Here is a 17,461-nt window from a genome sequence, read left to right as displayed (position 1 = left end):
CCTCTATTAGTCGGCGAATTCCGGTTTCTGCTTGCTCATGTGCGCGGCCATGGCCACGCGCAGGTCGGCAGACTGCAACATCGCGCCGTTCCAGTTGGCGATGTATTCCAGGCCGTCGTCGACCCGGTGATCACGCATGTAGCGAATCATGTGTTTGGTGCCGCGGATGGCGATCGGCGACTTGCTGGCGATCTCGCCGGCGATCTCGAACACGCCGGCCAGCAGTTCTTCCTGGCTGGCGTAGGTGCGGTTGACCAGGTTGATGCGCAGGGCCTCGGGGCCATCGATGGTGCGCCCGGTGAAGGCCAGCTCGCGCATCATGCCATCGCCGATGATGCGCGGCAGGCGCTGCAGGGTGCCGACGTCGGCAGCCATGCCCATGTCGATCTCCTTGATGGAGAACTGCGCGTCGAGAGTGCTGTAGCGCATGTCGCAGGCGGAGATCAGGTCGATGGCGCCGCCCAGGCAGTAGCCCTGGATCGCCGCCAGCACCGGCTTGCGGCAGTTGTCGACGGCGTTGAAGCTGCTTTGAAGCTGAAGGATCTTGCGGCGCAGGGCCTCGGCGTTGCGGCCCACGTCCTTGCCCAGCTGGCTGCCGGCCTGGGCCAGCAGCATCAGATCGATGCCGGACGAAAAATGCTTGCCGGCCCCCGAGAGCACCACGACGCGAACCTCGTCGGTGTCATCGACCCAGCGGAAGATCTCGATGATCTCCTCCCAGAAGTCGACGTTCATCGCGTTGATCTTCTCCGGGCGGTTGATCTGCACATGGGCGATCTTGTCGACGAGTTCGACACGGAAAGCTTTGTATTCGGGCACGCAGATCATCCTCGAAGGCGGGCACGCGGGGCGGCGATACGGATAGTGGGTCTTGGAATCAATCGCAGCACTATAACAAGCACGATCCAAAAGTCGATGCCGGCCACTGTGACGCACGGCACGCTAGCAAAGCTGAGAAGATTTCTGACTATATACGTTAAACGCTTGATCTTTTTGAAACTGCCCCGGAATCTTCGCTCTCCGATTCAGGGGGACCAGACCCATGCCGCGCTCTTTCGCCGCCGCCCTTGCCCATAACTTCCTCGGCAATTCGCCGCATTGGTACAAGCTGGCGATCGTCGTCTTCCTGATCGTCAATCCGGTGGTGCTGTGGAACCTCGGCTCGGCGGTCGCCGGCTGGCTGCTGGTGGGCGAATTCATCTTCACCCTGGCCATGGCGCTCAAGTGCTATCCGCTGCAACCCGGCGGCCTGCTGGTGCTGCAGGCGATACTGCTCGGCCTCGCCACGCCGCAGGCGCTGTACGACGAGCTCGAGCACAATTTCCCGGTGATCCTGCTGCTGATGTTCATGGTGGCGGGCATCTATTTCATGAAAGACCTGCTGCTGTTCCTGTTCTCGCGCATCCTGCTCGTGGTGCGTTCGAAGACGCTGCTGTCCCTGCTGTTCTGCCTGCTCTCCGCCTTTCTCTCGGCCTTTCTCGACGCGCTGACGGTCACCGCCGTGATCATCAGCGCGGCGCTGGGCTTCTACTCGGTCTACCACCGAGTCGCCTCCGACCGCGGCCCGCATGAAGAGGAGGCGCTGCACGCCGAGCCCATCGAGCTGCATCGCGAGGACCTGGAACAATTCCGCGCCTTCCTGCGCAGCCTGCTGATGCACGGTGCGGTGGGCACCGCGCTGGGCGGCGTGTGCACCCTGGTGGGCGAGCCGCAGAACCTGCTGATCGGCCACGAGATGGGCTGGCACTTCGGCGAGTTCTTCCTGCGGACGGCCCCCGTCTCCATGCCGGTGCTGGCCGCCGGCCTGGCGACCTGCGCCCTGCTCGAGCGCCTGGGCTGGTTCGGTTACGGCACCCCGCTGCCCGCCGCCGTACGCCAGGTGCTGGCCGAGCAGGCACGCGCCAGCGATGCCCAGCGCACCTCCCTGCAGCGAGCCGCGCTGCTGGTCCAGGGTCTAGCGGCGCTGCTGCTGATCCTTTGCCTGGCTCTGCATGTGGCGGAGGTCGGGCTGATCGGCCTGATGGTGATCGTGCTGATCACCGCGTTTTCCGGCATCACCGACGAGCACCGCATCGGTCGCGCGTTCCAGGAGGCCCTGCCCTTCACCGCGCTGCTGGTGACCTTCTTCGCCGTGGTCGCGGTGATCCACGAACAACAGCTGTTCACCCCGGTCATCCAATGGGTGCTGGCGCTGCCCACCGAGCAGCAGCCGGGCATGCTGTTCATCGCCAACGGGCTGCTCTCGGCCATTAGCGACAACGTGTTCGTCGCCACCATCTACATCACCGAGGTCAAGCAGGCGTTCACCCAGGGTCAGATGAGTCGCGAACACTTCGAGGCGCTGGCGGTGGCCATCAACACCGGCACCAACCTGCCGAGCGTGGCCACACCCAACGGTCAGGCGGCCTTCCTGTTCCTGCTCACCTCGGCCGTCGCCCCGCTGGTGCGACTGTCCTACGGGCGCATGGTGTGGATGGCCCTGCCCTACACCTTCGTCATGGGTGGTCTGGGCTGGTGGGCGGTGAGCCACTGGCTGTGACGGCCTCCGCCTCTACCCGGTTGCGCCACTGGCGCCAGGTGTAGAGCGGGATACCGACCATCAGCACGAGAAAGCCCCAGAAGATCGCCTGCTCGCCTGTGCCGTACAGCGCCCACATGGAATAGAGAAAGGCGCAGCAACCCACCCACAGCAGCCGGCCGCTTTCATGGCGACCGAAATCGGCCGGGCGCATCGCCAGCAGGTGCAGCAGGGCCGCGGCGCAGAACACATAGGGCACCACGCCGGCCATGGTGCCGAGCAGGATGATCACGTTGAACACTTCGACCAGATCGCCCTGCCCGTCCACCAGCACCAGCAGCGTCACCAGCACACCGGAGATCAGTAGTCCGTTGGCCGGCACGCCGTGCTTGTTGGTACGCGCCAGGGCCTCCGGCAGCAAACCGTCGCGGGCGGTCGCCATGGGAATCTGGCCCTGCAGCAGCACCCAGCCGTTGAGCGCACCGAGGCAGGCGATGACCGCGCCGCCGGCGATGACGTAGTAGCCCCAGTCGCCGAGCATGACCCGCGCAGCATCGGCGAACGGTGCGGTGGACTTGACCAGTATCTCGGGCGGCAGAATGCCCTGCACGGCGGTGATGGAGAGGATGTAGACCGTCGCCGCCACCAGCGTGCCGACCAGCGTCGCACGCGGGATGGTCCGGCGTGGCTCGCGCACGTGCTCGGCCGGCACCGTCGCCGACTCCAGGCCGATGAACGACCACAGCGTCAACGCCGCCGTGGTGGCGATGGCCTGGGCATAGCCGCCGCCGGGCAGCTGCGCCGGCGCGGGAATGCTCAGGTGTTCGGGATTGAAGTAGAACCAGCCGAGCACCCCGACCAGCAGCAGCGGGATCAGCTTGAGCAAGGTCAGCACGTTCTGCACGTAGCCGAAGGCGGTGATGCCGCGCAGGTTGATCAGGGTGCACAGCCAGATCGCGCCGATCGCCGCCGCCACGGTCATGAGCGGATCGCGCAGGACCGGCAAGAACACCTGCAGGTAGCCCACCAGCGTCACGGCGATGGCGGCGTTGCCGATCCAGGCGGCCTTCCAGTAGGTCCAGGCGCACAGGTAACCGGCGAAACCGCCGAAGGCATCGCGGGTATAGGCGTAGGGCCCGCCGGCGGCCGGATTGAAGCGCGCCAGGCGCGAGAAGGTCAGTGCCAGCAGCACCGCACCGGTGGTGGAGACCAGCCAGCCGACCAGGCTCAACCCGCCGTACGGCGCCAGCGCCGAGGGCAGCAGGAACACCCCCGAACCGACCATGTTGCCGACCACCAGCGCGGTACAGGTCCAGAACCCCATTTCCCCGCGCGCGCTCTTGCCTTCAGCCATGACGCCCCCCGCTGGCGTGGCCGGCCTGCGCGAAACGAGTCGTCAGGCCGTGCGTTATTCCTTGATGCAATCCACGGTATAGCACGCGCCTTCGCGCTGCAGGCCGTGCACATCGGCGTCGAAGCCGGGGAAGCGGCTGTCGAAGGCGCGGGCGAACTGCAGGTAGTCGATGATCGAGCGGGTCTCGGCGGCGAAGCGTTCGCCCGGCATGATCAGCGGAATGCCCGGCGGATAGGGCACCAGCATCACCGCGGCGACGCGCCCTTCCAGTTGCTCGATCGGCACCGCCTCGACCCCGCCGCGCACCAGCTGGTCGTAGGCGTCGGCCGGCTTGATCGCCAATGGCGGCAGCACCGTGTACATGCGCTTCAGCGCCTTGGCCGTGGCGTTCTCGCGGTAGCAGGCGTGCAGCTCGTCGCACAGGTCGCGCAGGCCCATGCCGGCGTAGCGCGCCCCGCCCTCGCGGGCGATCGAGGGCAGCGCCTCGAGCAGCGGCACATTGGCGTCGTACAGGCGCTTGAACTCCAGCAACTCGGTGAGCAGCGTGCTCCACTTGCCCTTGGTGATGCCCATGGAGAACAGCACCAGGAAGGAATACAGGCCGGTCTTCTCCACTACCAGGCCGCGCTCCCAGAGGAACTTGCTGACCACGGCAGCCGGAATCCCCGCCTCGGCCAGCTTGCCGTCGGCGGACAGCCCCGGCATCACCAGGGTGACCTTGATCGGGTCGAGCAGCACGTAGTCCTCGGCCACCTCGCCGAAACCGTGCCAGTCGGCGTTGGGCTCGAGCAGCCAGTCGCCGGTCTGCACGTCCTCGCCACCGGCCTGCTCCGGCTGCCAGATGCTGAACCACCAGTCGTCCGTAGCCAGGTTCTGGCGCAGGTTGGCCAGGGCACGGCGGAAGCTCAGCGCCTCGTCGAAGGTCTCCTGGATCAGCGAGCGGCCGGCCGGGCCTTCCATCATTGCCGAGGCCACGTCCAGCGAGGCGATGATGCCGTACTGCGGCGAGGTGGAGATGTGCATCATGAAGGCTTCGTTGAAGCGGTCGCGGTCCAGCTGGCGCACGCCGCCGTCCTGCACGTGGATCATCGAGGCCTGACTGAAGGCCGCCAGCAGCTTGTGCGTGGAGTGGGTGGTGAACACCAGCGGCGAATGCGCCTCGCAGCGGGTGCCCATGCCGTAGCGCCCGGCGTAGAACTCGTGGAATGCGGCGTAGGCGTACCAGGCCTCGTCGAAGTGCAGGACCTCCACCGAGTCGCCCAGGGCCTGCTTGACCATCTCGGCGTTGTAGCAGAGGCCGTCGTAGGTGGAGTTGGTCACCACCGCCAGCTTGACCCTGGGCGCGCCACCCCGGGCCTGACGGTCGCGGGCGAGCGGGCTGGCATCGATCTTGGCCTGGATCGACTCCCGGCTGAACTCGGAAACCGGAATCGGCCCGATGATGCCCAGCTCGTTGCGCTCGGGCATCAAATACAGCGGGATGGCGCCGGTCATTATGATCGAGTGCAGGATCGACTTATGGCAGTTGCGGTCCACCAGCACCAGGTCGTCGCGGCCAACCATCGAATGCCAGACGATCTTGTTCGCCGTCGAGGTGCCGTTGATCACGAAGAAGGTGTGGTCGGCGCCAAAGTTGCGCGCCGCGCGCGCCTCGGCCTCGGCCAGCGGGCCGGTGTGATCGAGCAGCGAGCCCAGCTCCGGCACCGATACCGAGAGGTCGGAACGCAGCGTGTTCTCGCCGAAGAACTGGTGGAAGGCCTGCCCCACCGGACTCTTGCGATAGGCCACGCCGCCGCCATGACCGGGCGTGTGCCAGGAATAGTTGGACTGCGCGGTGTGCTGCACCAGCGCCTTGAAGAATGGCGGCAGCAGGCCGTCCAGGTAGTTGTGCGCGGCGCGCGCCACCTGGCGGGCGAGGAAGGACACGGTGTCCTCGTACAGATAAAGAATGCCGCGCAGATGGTTGAGATCGGCCATGGCCTCGGCCGGCGCGTTCTCGATGGTGACCTGTTCGCCCAGGGCGAAGATCGGCAGCTGCGGCGCACGCAGGCGGGCGATGCGGATCAGCTCGACCATGTCCTGCAGCAGACGCTGATTCTCCCCTGCCCCCTCGGCCGCCACCAGGATGCAGGCCAGGCCATGGTGCGTCGATGCGACGATGCGGCCCTCGGTGGAACTGGCGGTGGAAAGGATGGTGAAGCCGTCCTTGCTCAGCTCCTCGGCGATGGCGCGGACGCGCTCGCCGGCGACCGTGTCGGCCTTGATGTCGCGGTGAACGATGAGGATGGGAAAATTCAGGTCTTTATACATTGGAGGTTCCTGAGGCGAGGCACGTCGAAGTGCCCGATCGCCTCAGGGTAGAAGTTCGCCGATGGCGGCGGAACCCCCGATGCGGAACGCTGTAAGAAAAGGTCGCATTGACCGTTTTCGTCAGGCCACCGGCTCCTCGGCCGGCGCGTCCATCTTGGCCCACAGCGAAGGACCACCGGCTGCCTTCTCGATCACCGCCAGGCGCGCGGCGTGGGCGGCCAGTTCCTCCTCGCTGGCACGCAGCACGCGGATCGGCGCGCGATTGGGGTCGAGCCGGCGGATCGGGCTCGGCAGCACACGTCCCGAGCCGTCGCCGCCCTCGCCGGCCAGCGACAGGTGGGTCTGGCCGCCGGTCATGGTCAGGTAGACGTCGGCGAGGATCTCAGCGTCGAGCAGTGCGCCGTGCAGGTCACGGCCGGAGTTGTCGACGCCATAGCGCTTGCACAGCGCGTCGAGGTTATTGCGCTGGCCCGGGTGGCGCTCGCGGGCCATCAGCAGGGTGTCGAGGATCGAGCAGTAGTCGGCGACGTCGCTGCGCTCGCTCTGGCCCAGCAGGGCGAATTCGTTGTTGATGAAGCCGACGTCGAACGCCGCGTTGTGGATGATCAGCTGGGCGCCGGTGATGAACTCGAAGAACTCGTCGGCGACGTCCTTGAAGCGCGGCTTGTCGGCGACGAACTCGTTGGTGATGCCGTGGACGGCGATCGCGCCCTCGTCGATCTCGCGATCCGGGTTGAGGTAGACGTGGAAGTGACGGCCGGTCAGGCGCCGCCCCTCCAGCTCGACACAGCCGATCTCGATGATGCGGTGGCCATCGGTGACCGGCATGCCGGTGGTTTCGGTGTCGAGTACGACGCTACGCATGCTTCATTGCCCTCACTTCATCTACGCCGCGGTTGGCCAGTTGGTCCGCCTTCTCGTTGCCCGGGTGGCCGGTATGCCCGCGCACCCACTGCCAGGTCACCTGGTGGCGGTTGACCTGCTCGTCCAGCGCCTGCCACAGGTCGGCGTTCTTCACCGGCTCCTTGGTCGAAGTCTTCCAGCCGCGCTTCTTCCAGTTCGGCATCCATTCCTGGATGCCCTTCATCACATACTGCGAGTCGGTGACCAGGCGCACCTGGCAGGGCCGGGTCAGGGCGATCAGCGCGCAGATCGCCGCCATCAGCTCCATGCGGTTGTTGGTGGTGTTGGGCTCGCCGCCCCACAGCTCCTTCTCCGCACCCTTGTAAATCATCAGCGCGCCCCAGCCGCCGGGGCCGGGATTGCCCTTGCAGGCGCCGTCGGTGTAGATCTCGACTATGTCGCTCATGTAGTCCTGCTTTATTGCTCGGAATCGCGCCGGCTGACCTTGGCCACCGGCATCGGCAGCAGCTTGCCCACGCTGGCGCGCTGGGGCGGACGCAACGGGCGCAACCCCACCACCAGCTTGCGTGCCACCAGCAGGTAGAAACCGGCGCCGGGCGCGTGGATACGCGCGCCCCAGTGCTCCAGCCCTGCCAGACGGGCCTGCCAGGCCGGCGCGGAAAGCGGCGGACGATAGCACCCGAAGCGGCGTTTCTCCAGCGCGAATCCGAGCAGGCCGAGCCAGTCCGCCAGGCGGCTGGGCGCGAAGCAGCGGGCCTGGGCCAGGCCATCGCGGGCGAAGCGATGACGCAGCCCCCAGGCGCTCCAGGGATTGATCCCGGTGACCAGCAGATAGCCGCCGGGGCGCACGCTGCGCGCCGCCTCGCGCAGCAGGCCGTGGGGCGACAGGCAGAAGTCCAGCCCGTGCTGCAGCACCACTACGTCGGCGGCATGCTCGCCCAGCGGCCAGGCCTGTTCCTCGCAGGCGATGTGCACGCCGGGCAGGGGCGCTCCCAGGCGCACGTTGCAGCGAATCTGCGGGGCCTTGGGCGGCTCGGCCAGCGCCGGACCGTAATGCACCAGGTAGCCGCCGAAAAACCGCGCCAGCTCCTCGTCCAGCGCCTTGCTCTCCTCGGCCAGCAGCAGCTCGCCCAACGGCGAGGCCAGCCACTCGCGGGCGGCGCGGGTCAGCTCCAGCCACTCGGCATCGGCCTGGGCGAAGGGTCGCTCGCTCATCGGAACCTCCATGACACAAACAAGATGTCGGAATCTGCTCACGGTCTCGCGAGCTAGAGATAAACGGTGGCGAAAGTGGCCGAGGAAGCGGAGTTTACGAGTTGTAAATGAGCATTCCGAGGCCACTTTCAACGCCGTTTAGCCGACGCGCAGCAGATCGTGAGCTGATTCAGCGCTTAAGATGCGCCATTGCTTCCCGAATGGCGACCCCGAACATGATTCAGATCGATGCCCTTCCCGCGTTCAGCGACAACTACATCTGGCTACTGCAGGATACCGGCGCCCGCCGCTGCGCCGTGGTCGACCCGGGCGACGCCGCGCCGGTGCTGAACTGGCTGGCAGCGCACCCGGACTGGCAGCTCACCGACGTCCTCGTCACCCACCATCATCCGGACCACGTCGGCGGTGTGGCCACACTGAAAGCCGCGACCGGCGCGCGCGTCAGCGGCCCGGCGCACGAGAACATCCCGGCCCGCGACCTGGCCCTGGACGAGGGCGACAGCGTAGAAGTGCTCGGCCGCAGCTTCCTTATCTATGCGGTGCCCGGTCACACCCTGGGCCATATCGCCTACTACCAGAAAGACGAAGGCTGGCTGTTCTGCGGCGACACCCTGTTCGCCGCCGGCTGCGGGCGCCTGTTCGAGGGCACGCCTGCGCAGATGCACGAATCCCTGGGCCGTTTGGCGGCCCTGCCCGACGCCACTGCCGTCTACTGCACCCACGAGTACACCCTGAGTAACCTGCATTTCGCCCGCGCGGTTGAGCCCGACAACCCGGCCATCGCCGCACGCTTCGCCGAGGTCGAGGCCTGGCGCGCCGCCGGGCGCATCAGCCTGCCGTCGAGCCTCGGCCTGGAGAAGGCGACCAACCCGTTCCTGCGCTGCAACGAAACATCCGTTAAACAATTACTCGACCAGCGGAACGGCAGACAGCAGCGGACGCAAGCCCAGGTTTTTGCCTGCCTGCGCGACTGGAAGGACCATTTCAAGGCGAGCTAGAACACTTCTCGGGCCCTGGTGAAAACTTGACCACCCCAGGGGCCGTTTCTAGAATCCCCGGAATTTTTTTCGCCGGCAGATACTAGAAACCAATGCTTTTATTACCTTTTGGAACCCTTGAATCGACGACGTTTGCGCGGGCAGCGAGGGCTCTGGCGGTAGTGTTTTTCGTGTCTCTGGCCGGCTGTCAGAGCATGGATACGGGCGATGACGAAGGCGTCGACACCGACCGCGCGGTGACGCTGGAGCAGGAGCCGGAATGGCTCAGCGATACGGTGCAGGTGGAGGCGCCCAAGGACATCTGGGAGCGCATGCGTGATGGCTTCGCGCTGCAGGAGCAGATCGGCGTCAACCCTCGTATCGAGAACCAGCGCCTGTGGTTCGTCAGCAACCCCTCCTTCCTGGAAAGCGCCAGCACCCGCGGCAGCCTCTATATCCACTACGTGGTGGAGCGCCTGGAAGAGCGCGACATGCCGATGGAACTGGCGCTGCTGCCGGTGATCGAAAGCGCCTACAACCCCTACGCGTACTCGCGCAGCCATGCCGTCGGCATCTGGCAGTTCATTCCTTCCACCGGCCGCTACTTCAATCTGCGCCAGACCAACTGGTACGACGGCCGCCGCGACATCACCGCCTCCACCAATGCCGCGCTCAACTACCTCGGTCGCCTGCACGACATGTTCAACGGCGACTGGCTGCTGGCGCTGGCCGCGTACAACGCCGGCGAAGGCACGGTGAGCCGCGCCATCGAGCGCAACCAGCGCCTCGGCCTGCCGACCGACTACTGGAACCTGCCGCTGCCGAAAGAAACCCAGGACTACGTGCCGAAGCTGCTGGCGCTCTCGCAGATCATCATGTCGCCGGAGGCGTACGGCGTTTCCCTCAACCCCATCGCCAACGAGCCCTACTTCGAGCAGGTCGCCAGCAAGCCCGGGCTGGACCTGGCGCAGCTGGCGGCCATGGTCGACATGGAAGAAGAAGAGCTGGAAAGCCTCAATCCGGCCTTCAAGCGAGGCATCACCATGGACGGCCCGCTGCATTTGCTGGTGCCGATCGGCAAGGCCGAGCAGTTCAACTCCAGCCTGGCCCTGATGAAGCCCGAGGATCGCGTGCAGTGGCAACAGTACCGGGTGCGCTCGGGCGACAACCTGCACAGCATCGCCAATCGCCACCACCTGACGGTCGCCACGCTCAAGGACGTCAACAAGCTGCGCAGCAATCACCTGCGCGTCGGCCAGATGCTCGAGATTCCCGGCCAGGTCGGCGGCGAACCCGCCCGCGCGCTGCACGAACAGGTGGCCAAGGCGCCCGTCACCCAGGCGCGCCGCTACAAGATCAAGAGCGGCGACACGCTCTGGCAGATCGCCAATACCCACGGCGTATCGCTCAAGGACCTGCAGCGCTGGAACGGCCTCACCGCCCGCAGCAAGCTGCGCCTCGGACAGGAACTGGTGCTTCGCGGCGGCAGCACCGTGGCCGCCGCGCCGCAACAGAAGGCCGGCGAACGGCAGAACGTGACCTACTACCGGGTCAAGAGTGGCGACTCCATGTACCTGATCGCCCAACGCTTCAAGGTCGACCTCCAGCACCTGCAGCGTTGGAATCCGCGCAGCGACAGCCGTGCGCTGAAGCCGGGGCAGACGCTGACGCTGTATCTCGACTGACTGCATGCTCCGAGTCGGGCGCCTTCATGAGCCCGCGCTCCGCCAACCCTCTCCACGAACCGGAGAGGGAATCGACAGCACGACTTTTGGCTTGGGCCGCCGCGCCTTCTCAGCGCTTGCCCAGCGCCTCCAGGCAGCGGCCGGTGAGCTGGGTGAAGCGCTGGAAGGCGACGAACTGCTCGTGTTTCAGCGCCCGCCCGGAGAGACGGTTGTCGGCGTAGAGCACGCCGATCTCGCGGGTGCCGGCCAATAGCGGGGCGATGAAGAACATACCCTGGCCGAGCAGCTGACGCATCGGCAGGGTCACCAGCTCGGCCAGGTTGTAGCTGGCCGGCACGCCCATCCAGATCGCCTCACGGTTGCGCAGCGCGTAGCTGAAGATGTGTGGCTGCTCGGCCTGCTTGGCCGGCAGGCGGAAGTCGCTCAGCCACTGCTCGGTGCCCTCGCCCACCGCCCGTTTGACGCGGAAGCTGGTCTGTCCGTCGGCCAGCACGGCGAGCATCACCCGCTCCAGGCCGGCGCCCTGATGCAAGCCCTTGAGCAGGGTGTCGAGGACCATCCCGACATCGCCCTTCTGGTTGACCATCATGCCCAGGTCCTGCAGGGCCTGTTGCAGCACCAGCAGGTCCGGCTGCAGCAGCCTGGCCTTGCGTTCCTGCTGCTGCAGCTTGATCTGTTCCGGGTCGGTATTGGGGATCAGCCGGCACAACTGGCTGGCGCCGAAGGTAGCAGCCACTTCGACCGCCTCTTCGGCACTTTCCAGCACCTGCTTGAGCGCGTCCTCCGGGCTCACGCCGGTGAAGTCGGCCAGTTGCTGCACCAGCTTTTCCATCTCCGGCGAGTCCCAGCCGTCCAGCGCCGCCTCGCTGATCTTCACGCCCAGGCTGACCGCACGCACCGCGGGGTCGTGCTGGTTGCCGCTGCCGTGGGCGAAGCTGGCCAGCTCGCCGAGGTTCCAGCTCTTCACCAGGCCCTGGGTGAGCTGGCGGAAGCTGGTGCCGAGCACCTGGCGCACCGCGTCGTCGGCATCGATGCCCGGCTGTTGCAGAGCATCGGCCAGCTCATCGGCCTGCTCGCCACCACAGGCCCAGAAGGCCAGCTCGCCCACCGTGTGCAACAGGGCGGCGATGAACACCTCTTCCTGGTTCCGGGTCAGCACGTAGCCGGCGATGTTGCGCGCCTGCACGGCGGCGTGGAACGAGCGCGCCAGCAACATCTGCAGCTGCTCGCGCGGCACCTTGGTCAGCAGGCTGTCGATAAGGCTGACTGACATGCCGATCAGTCGCACGTTATCGAAGCCGATCAGCACGATGGCCCGCGAGATGGTGCGGATGCTTTCCTGCGAGGGGTTGTAGTAGGCGCTGTTACCAACCCGCAGCACCTTGGAGGTGAGCGAGGCGTCGCGCAGCAGCAGGTCTGCCAGCTGCTGCACCGAGGCCTTGTCGGCCTGCGACAGGCGATGAAGGTCCTGCACCACGGCGGCGAGAGCTGGCAATTCGGCCTGATTCAAACGGTCTATCCATGCCTGTAACCCGATACTGCGTTCCGCCAAGACAGCAACCTCATTGCAATTTGTTTCAGTGTAATCAAATTGATGGCACAGGGGCCGAATAAGGCACTCTTTTTCCAGCCTATACAAGCTGTTACTGTACGGACCAAACAACCAGCCGGCCTGCAGGCAGGCCTGTGCAGCACGCAACGGTAAGGCCGGACGGCCACCCTCGGCGGCAACGCGCACACGATCCACCTGCCCCCACAGAGGCCGCCACAAGCCCCATGGACCGGATTCCGCACCCGATGCGTCTCCTCCTCTCGCTGATCTTCGGCCTGGCCATGAGCTTTCCCGCCTTCGCGACCCTCAGCGAAAGCCACGGTTACGCCCAGTTCGGCGCGCTCAAGTACCCGGCCAGCTTCACCCACTTCGACTGGGTGAACCCCGGTGCGCCCAAGGGCGGCACCCTGCGCGTCATGGCCCTTGGCACGTTCGACACGCTCAACCCCTACAGTTTCAAGGGCAGCAGCCCCTCGGCGGCGCCCAACTTCCTGCATTACGGGGTCAGCGACTTCAACGAGCCGCTGATGGTCGGTACCGGCCCCTACGACCCGTCCGGCGACGAGCCGGCCTCGAGCTACGGGCTGATCGCCAAGAGCGTGGAGTACAACGAAGACCGCAGCTGGGTGGTGTTCAACCTACGCAAGGAGGCACGCTTCCACGACGGCAAGCCGATCACCGCTTACGACGTGGCGTTTTCCTACCGCACCCTGGTCCGCGACGGACACCCGCAATACCGCACCTACCTGCAGGAGGTGCAGCGGGTCGACATCCTCGACCGCCACCGCATCCGCTTCGTGCTCAAGCGCGCGGGCAATCCGCTGCTGATCCTGCGCCTGGGCGAGCTGCCGGTGCTGGCCCAGCACTACTGGAAGAACCGCGACTTCAAGGCCACCAGCTTCGACGTGCCACTGGGCAGCGGCCCCTACCGCATCGCCCAGGTCGAGCCGGGCCGGCGCCTGGTGTTCGAGCGGGTCAAGGACTGGTGGGGCGAGAAGCTGGCGGTGAACCGTGGCAAGTACAACTTCGACCGGGTCGAGGTGGAGTTCTACCGCGACAGCAGCGTCGCCTTCGAGGCGTTCAAGGCCGGCGAATTCGACTTCTATGTCGAACACCAGGCGAAGAACTGGGCCAACGGCTACCGCTTTCCGGCCATCGCCCGCGGCGACGTGATCCGCGCCGAAATCCCGCACCAGATCCCCACCCAGACCCAGGCGCTGTTCATGAACAGCCGCCGCGACACCTTCGCCCAGCGCAAGGTGCGCGAGGCCCTGGGCCTGATGTTCGACTTCGAATGGACCAACCGCGCGCTGTTCAACAGTGCCTACAGGCGCAGCACCAGCTACTACCCCAACAGCGAATTCAGTGCGACCGGCAAGCCGGAGGGCGGCGAATGGCTGATGTTGTCGCCCTATCGCAAGCAACTGCCGGCCAAGCTCTTCACCCAGCAATTCACCCTGCCCGCCACCGACGGCCGCGGCATCCCGCGCGAGACCCTGCGTCGCGCCCTCGGCCTGCTCGCCGAGGCCGGCTGGAAACCTTCCGGCCAGCGACTGGTCAACGCCAGGGGCGAGGCCTTGCGCTTCGAGATCCTGCTGGTCAACCCTAACCTGGAGCGCATCCTCCAGCCCTACACCGAGAACCTCGCCAGCATCGGCATCCAGGCCGATCTGCGCACCGTCGACCGCGCCCAGTACAAGCAGCGCCTCGACCAGTTCGACTACGACATGATCCTCATGACCCTGCCGCAGAGCCTCAATCCCGGCCTGGAACAGTGGCTGTACTTCCACTCCAGCCAGGCCGGCGTGAAGGGCAGCAAGAACTACGCAGGCGTGCGCCACCCCGTGGTGGACGCACTACTCGACAAACTGCTCGCCGCGCAGAGCCGCGAGGAGCAGGTGTCTGCGGCGCGCGCGCTCGACCGCGTGCTGCTCTGGCAGCACTACAGCATTCCCAACTGGCACATCAATCACCATCGTCTGGCGTACCGCAATCGGTTCGCCTTCGTCACCACCCCGCCCTACACCCTCGGGCTGCGGGCCTGGTGGCTGAAGCCCACGGAGACCGCTCGATGACCCTGCCCCTACGCGCTTTCGGCGTCGCCCTGCTGATGCTGACCGGCGCGGCCCAGGCCGAACCCCGACACGCCATCACCCTCTACGACGAAGCGCCCAAATACCCGGCGAACTTCCAGCACTTCGACTACGTGAACCCCGAGGCGCCCAAGGGCGGCCTCCTGCGCCAGCGCGGCATAGGTGGCTTCGACAGCTTCAACCCGTTCATTCCCAAGGGCAATCCGGCCGGCATCGGTGCGATCTACGACACCCTGACCTATCACTCGCTGGACGAGCCCTTCACCGAATACGGCCTGGTTGCCGAGAAGATCGACAAGGCGCCGGACAACAGCCATGTGCGCTACCTCCTCAACCCGAAGGCGCGCTTCCACGACGGCACGCCGATCACCGCCGAGGACGTGATCTTCACCTTCCACACGCTGCTGGAAAAAGGCGATCCGCTGTACCGCCACTATTACGCCGACGTGGCGCAAGTGGTGGCCGAGGACAAGCTCACGGTGCGCTTCGACTTCAAGCACAAGGACAACCGCGAACTGCCGATGATCCTCGGCCAGCTCCCGGTGCTGCCCAAGCACTGGTGGGCCAGCCGCGACTTCGCCAAGGGTGGCCTGGAGCCGCCGCTGGGCAGCGGTCCCTATCGCATCGGCAAGTTCTCGCCGGGCAGCTCCCTCGAGCTGGAGCGGGTCAAGGACTGGTGGGCCAAGGATCTGCCGGTGAGCCGCGGCCTGTACAACTTCGACCGCATCCGCGTCGATTACTACCGCGATACCCAGGTGGCCCTGGAGGCCTTCAAGGCCGGGCACTTCGATGTCAACGAAGAGTACTCCGCCAAGGACTGGAACACCGGCTACGACTCGCCGGCGCTGCGCGACGGCAAGTTCGTCCAGGTGTCCATTCCCAAGTACGTACCCGCGGGCATGCAGGGTTATGTGTTCAACCTGCGCCGCCCGATGTTCCAGGACCGCCGGGTGCGCGAGGCTATCGCCCAATTGTTCGACTTCGAGTGGGCCAGGAAGCAGATCTTCTATGGCGACTACAAGCGCACCCGCAGCTACTTCGAGAACTCCGAGATGGCCGCCACCGGCCTGCCGGACGAGGCCGAGCTGAAGCTGCTCGAGCCGCTGCGCGAACAGCTGCCGCCAGAGGTCTTCAGCCAGGAATTCAGGCCGCCGGTCAGCAACGGCAGCGGCATCATCCGCGAGCAGAGCCGCCGCGCCTTCCAGCTGCTCACCGAGGCCGGCTACCGCATCGTCGACGACAAGATGGTCGGCCCGGACGGCAAGCCGCTAGCCTTCGAGTTCCTCAACTTCCAGCCGAACCTGGAGCGGGTCGTGCTGCCGTTCAAGCGCAACCTGGCGGAGCTGGGCATCGATCTGCAGATCCGCCGGGTCGACATGTCGCAGTACATCAACCGGCTGCGCGACTGGGACTACGACATGACCTCGGCCGTCTGGGCCCAATCCAACTCGCCCGGCAACGAGCAGCTGGACATGTGGCATTCCAGCAGCGCCGACAAGCCGGGCAGCAAGAACTACATCGGCCTGCGCGACCCGGCCATCGACAAGCTGGTCGAGGGCCTGATCCGCGCCGACTCCCGGCAGTCGCTGATTACCCACGCGCGCGCGCTGGACCGGGCGCTGCTGTGGGGCCACTACGTGGTGCCTAACTACTACGTGGACGCCTGGCGCGTGGCCTACTGGAAGCGCTTCGGCCGCCCCGAGATCACCCCGCTGTCCGACTTCGGCCTGCTCACCTGGTGGGAAGAGCAGCCGCTCCACCGCACCGCGCCGGCCCCAACCGACACGAACGCGCAGGAAGCTAATTGATGCTGGCCTATATCGTCCGCCGCCTGCTGCTGATCATCCCCACCCTGCTCGGCATACTGCTGATCAACTTCATCATCGTCCAGGCCGCGCCCGGTGGCCCGGTGGAGCAGATGATCGCCAAGCTGGAAGGCTTCGACGCCGCCTCCGGCGGTGCCACCGCGCGGGTCTCCGGCGGTGGCGGCGAGGTCGCCTCGGCCGGTGCCAACTACCGCGGCGCCCAAGGCCTGGACCCGGAGCTGGTCGCCGAGATCGAGAAGATGTACGGCTTCGACAAGTCGGCCCCCGAGCGCTTCTGGCTGATGCTCAAGAGCTACGCCCAGCTGGACTTCGGCGAGAGCTTCTTCCGCGACGCCACGGTGGTCGATCTGATCCTCGAGAAGATGCCGGTATCCATCTCGCTGGGCCTGTGGAGCACCCTGATCACCTATCTGATCTCCATTCCGCTCGGCATCGCCAAGGCCACCCGCCACGGCAGCGCCTTCGATGTCTGGACCAGCTCTGCGATCATCATCGGCTACGCCATTCCCGCGTTTCTCTTCGCCATCCTGCTGATCGTGCTATTCGCCGGGGGCAGCTACTGGGACTGGTTCCCCCTGCGCGGGCTCACGTCGGGCAACTTCGACCAACTCAGCCTGGGCGGCAAGATCCTCGACTACTTCTGGCACCTGGCCCTGCCGGTGACCGCCCTGGTGATCGGCAACTTCGCCACCCTCACCCTGCTGACCAAGAACAGCTTCCTCGACGAGATCGGCAAGCAGTACGTGGTCACAGCCCGCGCCAAGGGCCTGACCGACCGCCGCGTGCTCTATGGCCATGTGTTCCGCAACGCCATGCTGATCGTGGTCGCCGGCTTCCCGGCCGCCTTCCTCGGCATCTTCTTCGCCGGCTCCATGCTCATCGAGGTGATCTTCTCCCTCGACGGCCTGGGCCTGCTGGGCTTCGAGTCCATCGTCAACCGTGACTACCCGGTGGTGTTTGGCACCCTGTTCATCTTTTCTCTGTTCGGCCTGCTGGCCAAGCTGGTGAGCGACCTGATGTACACCCTGATCGATCCGCGCATCGACTTCGAAAGCCGGGAGCACTGA

Annotated in this window: 13 protein-coding genes; 6 read left to right on the top strand and 7 right to left on the bottom strand. The window is 65.9% G+C overall.

Features of this window, described 5'->3' with window-relative positions; genetic code table 11:
* Positions 1-6: 6 nt before the first annotated feature.
* Positions 7-819 (bottom strand): crotonase/enoyl-CoA hydratase family protein, encoded by an 813-nt coding sequence (locus tag NF616_RS09385; protein WP_252272977.1) that lies wholly within the window; start codon positions 817-819, stop codon positions 7-9.
* A gap of 223 nt (positions 820-1,042) precedes the next feature.
* On the opposite strand from NF616_RS09385, the gene nhaB reads away from it, so the two are divergent.
* The gene (gene nhaB, locus NF616_RS09380) at positions 1,043-2,539 is read left to right on the top strand and encodes a sodium/proton antiporter NhaB (protein ID WP_252272976.1); all 1,497 of its coding nucleotides are present in this window, start codon (positions 1,043-1,045) and stop codon (positions 2,537-2,539) included.
* Here nhaB and NF616_RS09375 read toward each other — a convergent pair.
* From NF616_RS09375 to NF616_RS09355, 5 genes are all read right to left on the bottom strand, one after another.
* Positions 2,496-3,872, bottom strand: a complete 1,377-nt coding sequence (locus tag NF616_RS09375; protein ID WP_252272975.1) for an amino acid permease — start codon at positions 3,870-3,872, stop codon at positions 2,496-2,498. The genes nhaB and NF616_RS09375 overlap by 44 nt on opposite strands.
* Before the next feature lie 54 nt (positions 3,873-3,926).
* Positions 3,927-6,182 (bottom strand): Orn/Lys/Arg family decarboxylase, encoded by a 2,256-nt coding sequence (locus NF616_RS09370; RefSeq protein ID WP_252272974.1) that lies wholly within the window; start codon positions 6,180-6,182, stop codon positions 3,927-3,929.
* A gap of 120 nt (positions 6,183-6,302) precedes the next feature.
* Entirely contained in the window at positions 6,303-7,046 is a 744-nt protein-coding gene (gene dnaQ / locus NF616_RS09365) for a DNA polymerase III subunit epsilon (protein ID WP_252272973.1), read from the bottom strand.
* Positions 7,039-7,491, bottom strand: coding sequence for a ribonuclease HI (rnhA, locus tag NF616_RS09360; RefSeq protein WP_252272972.1), 453 nt, complete (start codon positions 7,489-7,491; stop codon positions 7,039-7,041). The genes dnaQ and rnhA overlap by 8 nt, the downstream gene beginning before the upstream one ends.
* A gap of 11 nt (positions 7,492-7,502) precedes the next feature.
* Positions 7,503-8,261, bottom strand: coding sequence for a class I SAM-dependent methyltransferase (locus NF616_RS09355; RefSeq protein ID WP_252272971.1), 759 nt, complete (start codon positions 8,259-8,261; stop codon positions 7,503-7,505).
* A gap of 215 nt (positions 8,262-8,476) precedes the next feature.
* Between NF616_RS09355 and gloB the strand changes: the two genes are divergently transcribed.
* A complete protein-coding gene (gloB, locus tag NF616_RS09350) occupies positions 8,477-9,259 on the top strand; it encodes a hydroxyacylglutathione hydrolase (protein ID WP_252272970.1) in 783 nt (260 codons plus the stop codon).
* Positions 9,260-9,351: 92 nt separating this feature from the next.
* Positions 9,352-10,923 carry a lytic transglycosylase gene (locus NF616_RS09345; RefSeq protein ID WP_350493487.1) on the top strand — a complete coding sequence of 524 codons (1,572 nt, stop codon included), beginning with the start codon at positions 9,352-9,354 and terminating at the stop codon, positions 10,921-10,923.
* Between the two features lie 109 nt (positions 10,924-11,032).
* On the opposite strand, the gene NF616_RS09340 is transcribed toward NF616_RS09345, so the two are convergent.
* Complete coding sequence (locus tag NF616_RS09340) at positions 11,033-12,475, bottom strand: HDOD domain-containing protein (protein WP_252272968.1); 1,443 nt, start codon at positions 12,473-12,475, stop codon at positions 11,033-11,035.
* 245 nt (positions 12,476-12,720) lie between these two features.
* On the opposite strand from NF616_RS09340, the gene NF616_RS09335 reads away from it, so the two are divergent.
* From NF616_RS09335 to NF616_RS09325, 3 genes are read left to right on the top strand one after another with little or no spacing between them, the layout of a single operon-like run.
* Positions 12,721-14,550 (top strand): extracellular solute-binding protein, encoded by a 1,830-nt coding sequence (locus NF616_RS09335; protein ID WP_252272967.1) that lies wholly within the window; start codon positions 12,721-12,723, stop codon positions 14,548-14,550.
* Positions 14,547-16,376, top strand: coding sequence for an extracellular solute-binding protein (locus NF616_RS09330; RefSeq protein ID WP_252272966.1), 1,830 nt, complete (start codon positions 14,547-14,549; stop codon positions 16,374-16,376). Before NF616_RS09335 ends, NF616_RS09330 begins: the two co-directional genes overlap by 4 nt.
* Positions 16,376-17,461, top strand: coding sequence for a microcin C ABC transporter permease YejB (locus NF616_RS09325; RefSeq protein WP_252272965.1), 1,086 nt, complete (start codon positions 16,376-16,378; stop codon positions 17,459-17,461). The genes NF616_RS09330 and NF616_RS09325 overlap by 1 nt, the downstream gene beginning before the upstream one ends.

Source organism: Pseudomonas subflava, assembly GCF_023823685.1.
Lineage (GTDB): Bacteria > Pseudomonadota > Gammaproteobacteria > Pseudomonadales > Pseudomonadaceae > Aquipseudomonas > Aquipseudomonas subflava.
Note: the sequence above shows the minus strand (reverse complement) of the source record. Positions and strands in the feature narration are given on the sequence as shown.

Coding starts and splice junctions, on each gene's coding strand:
- dnaQ (WP_252272973.1), bottom strand. CDS start 7,046: ATGCGTAGCGTCGTACTCGACACCGAAACCACCGGCATGCCGGTCACC.
- gloB (WP_252272970.1), top strand. CDS start 8,477: ATGATTCAGATCGATGCCCTTCCCGCGTTCAGCGACAACTACATCTGG.
- rnhA (WP_252272972.1), bottom strand. CDS start 7,491: ATGAGCGACATAGTCGAGATCTACACCGACGGCGCCTGCAAGGGCAAT.
- NF616_RS09345 (WP_350493487.1), top strand. CDS start 9,352: ATGCTTTTATTACCTTTTGGAACCCTTGAATCGACGACGTTTGCGCGG.
- NF616_RS09355 (WP_252272971.1), bottom strand. CDS start 8,261: ATGAGCGAGCGACCCTTCGCCCAGGCCGATGCCGAGTGGCTGGAGCTG.
- NF616_RS09325 (WP_252272965.1), top strand. CDS start 16,376: ATGCTGGCCTATATCGTCCGCCGCCTGCTGCTGATCATCCCCACCCTG.
- NF616_RS09375 (WP_252272975.1), bottom strand. CDS start 3,872: ATGGCTGAAGGCAAGAGCGCGCGCGGGGAAATGGGGTTCTGGACCTGT.
- NF616_RS09370 (WP_252272974.1), bottom strand. CDS start 6,182: ATGTATAAAGACCTGAATTTTCCCATCCTCATCGTTCACCGCGACATC.
- NF616_RS09330 (WP_252272966.1), top strand. CDS start 14,547: ATGACCCTGCCCCTACGCGCTTTCGGCGTCGCCCTGCTGATGCTGACC.
- NF616_RS09335 (WP_252272967.1), top strand. CDS start 12,721: ATGCGTCTCCTCCTCTCGCTGATCTTCGGCCTGGCCATGAGCTTTCCC.
- nhaB (WP_252272976.1), top strand. CDS start 1,043: ATGCCGCGCTCTTTCGCCGCCGCCCTTGCCCATAACTTCCTCGGCAAT.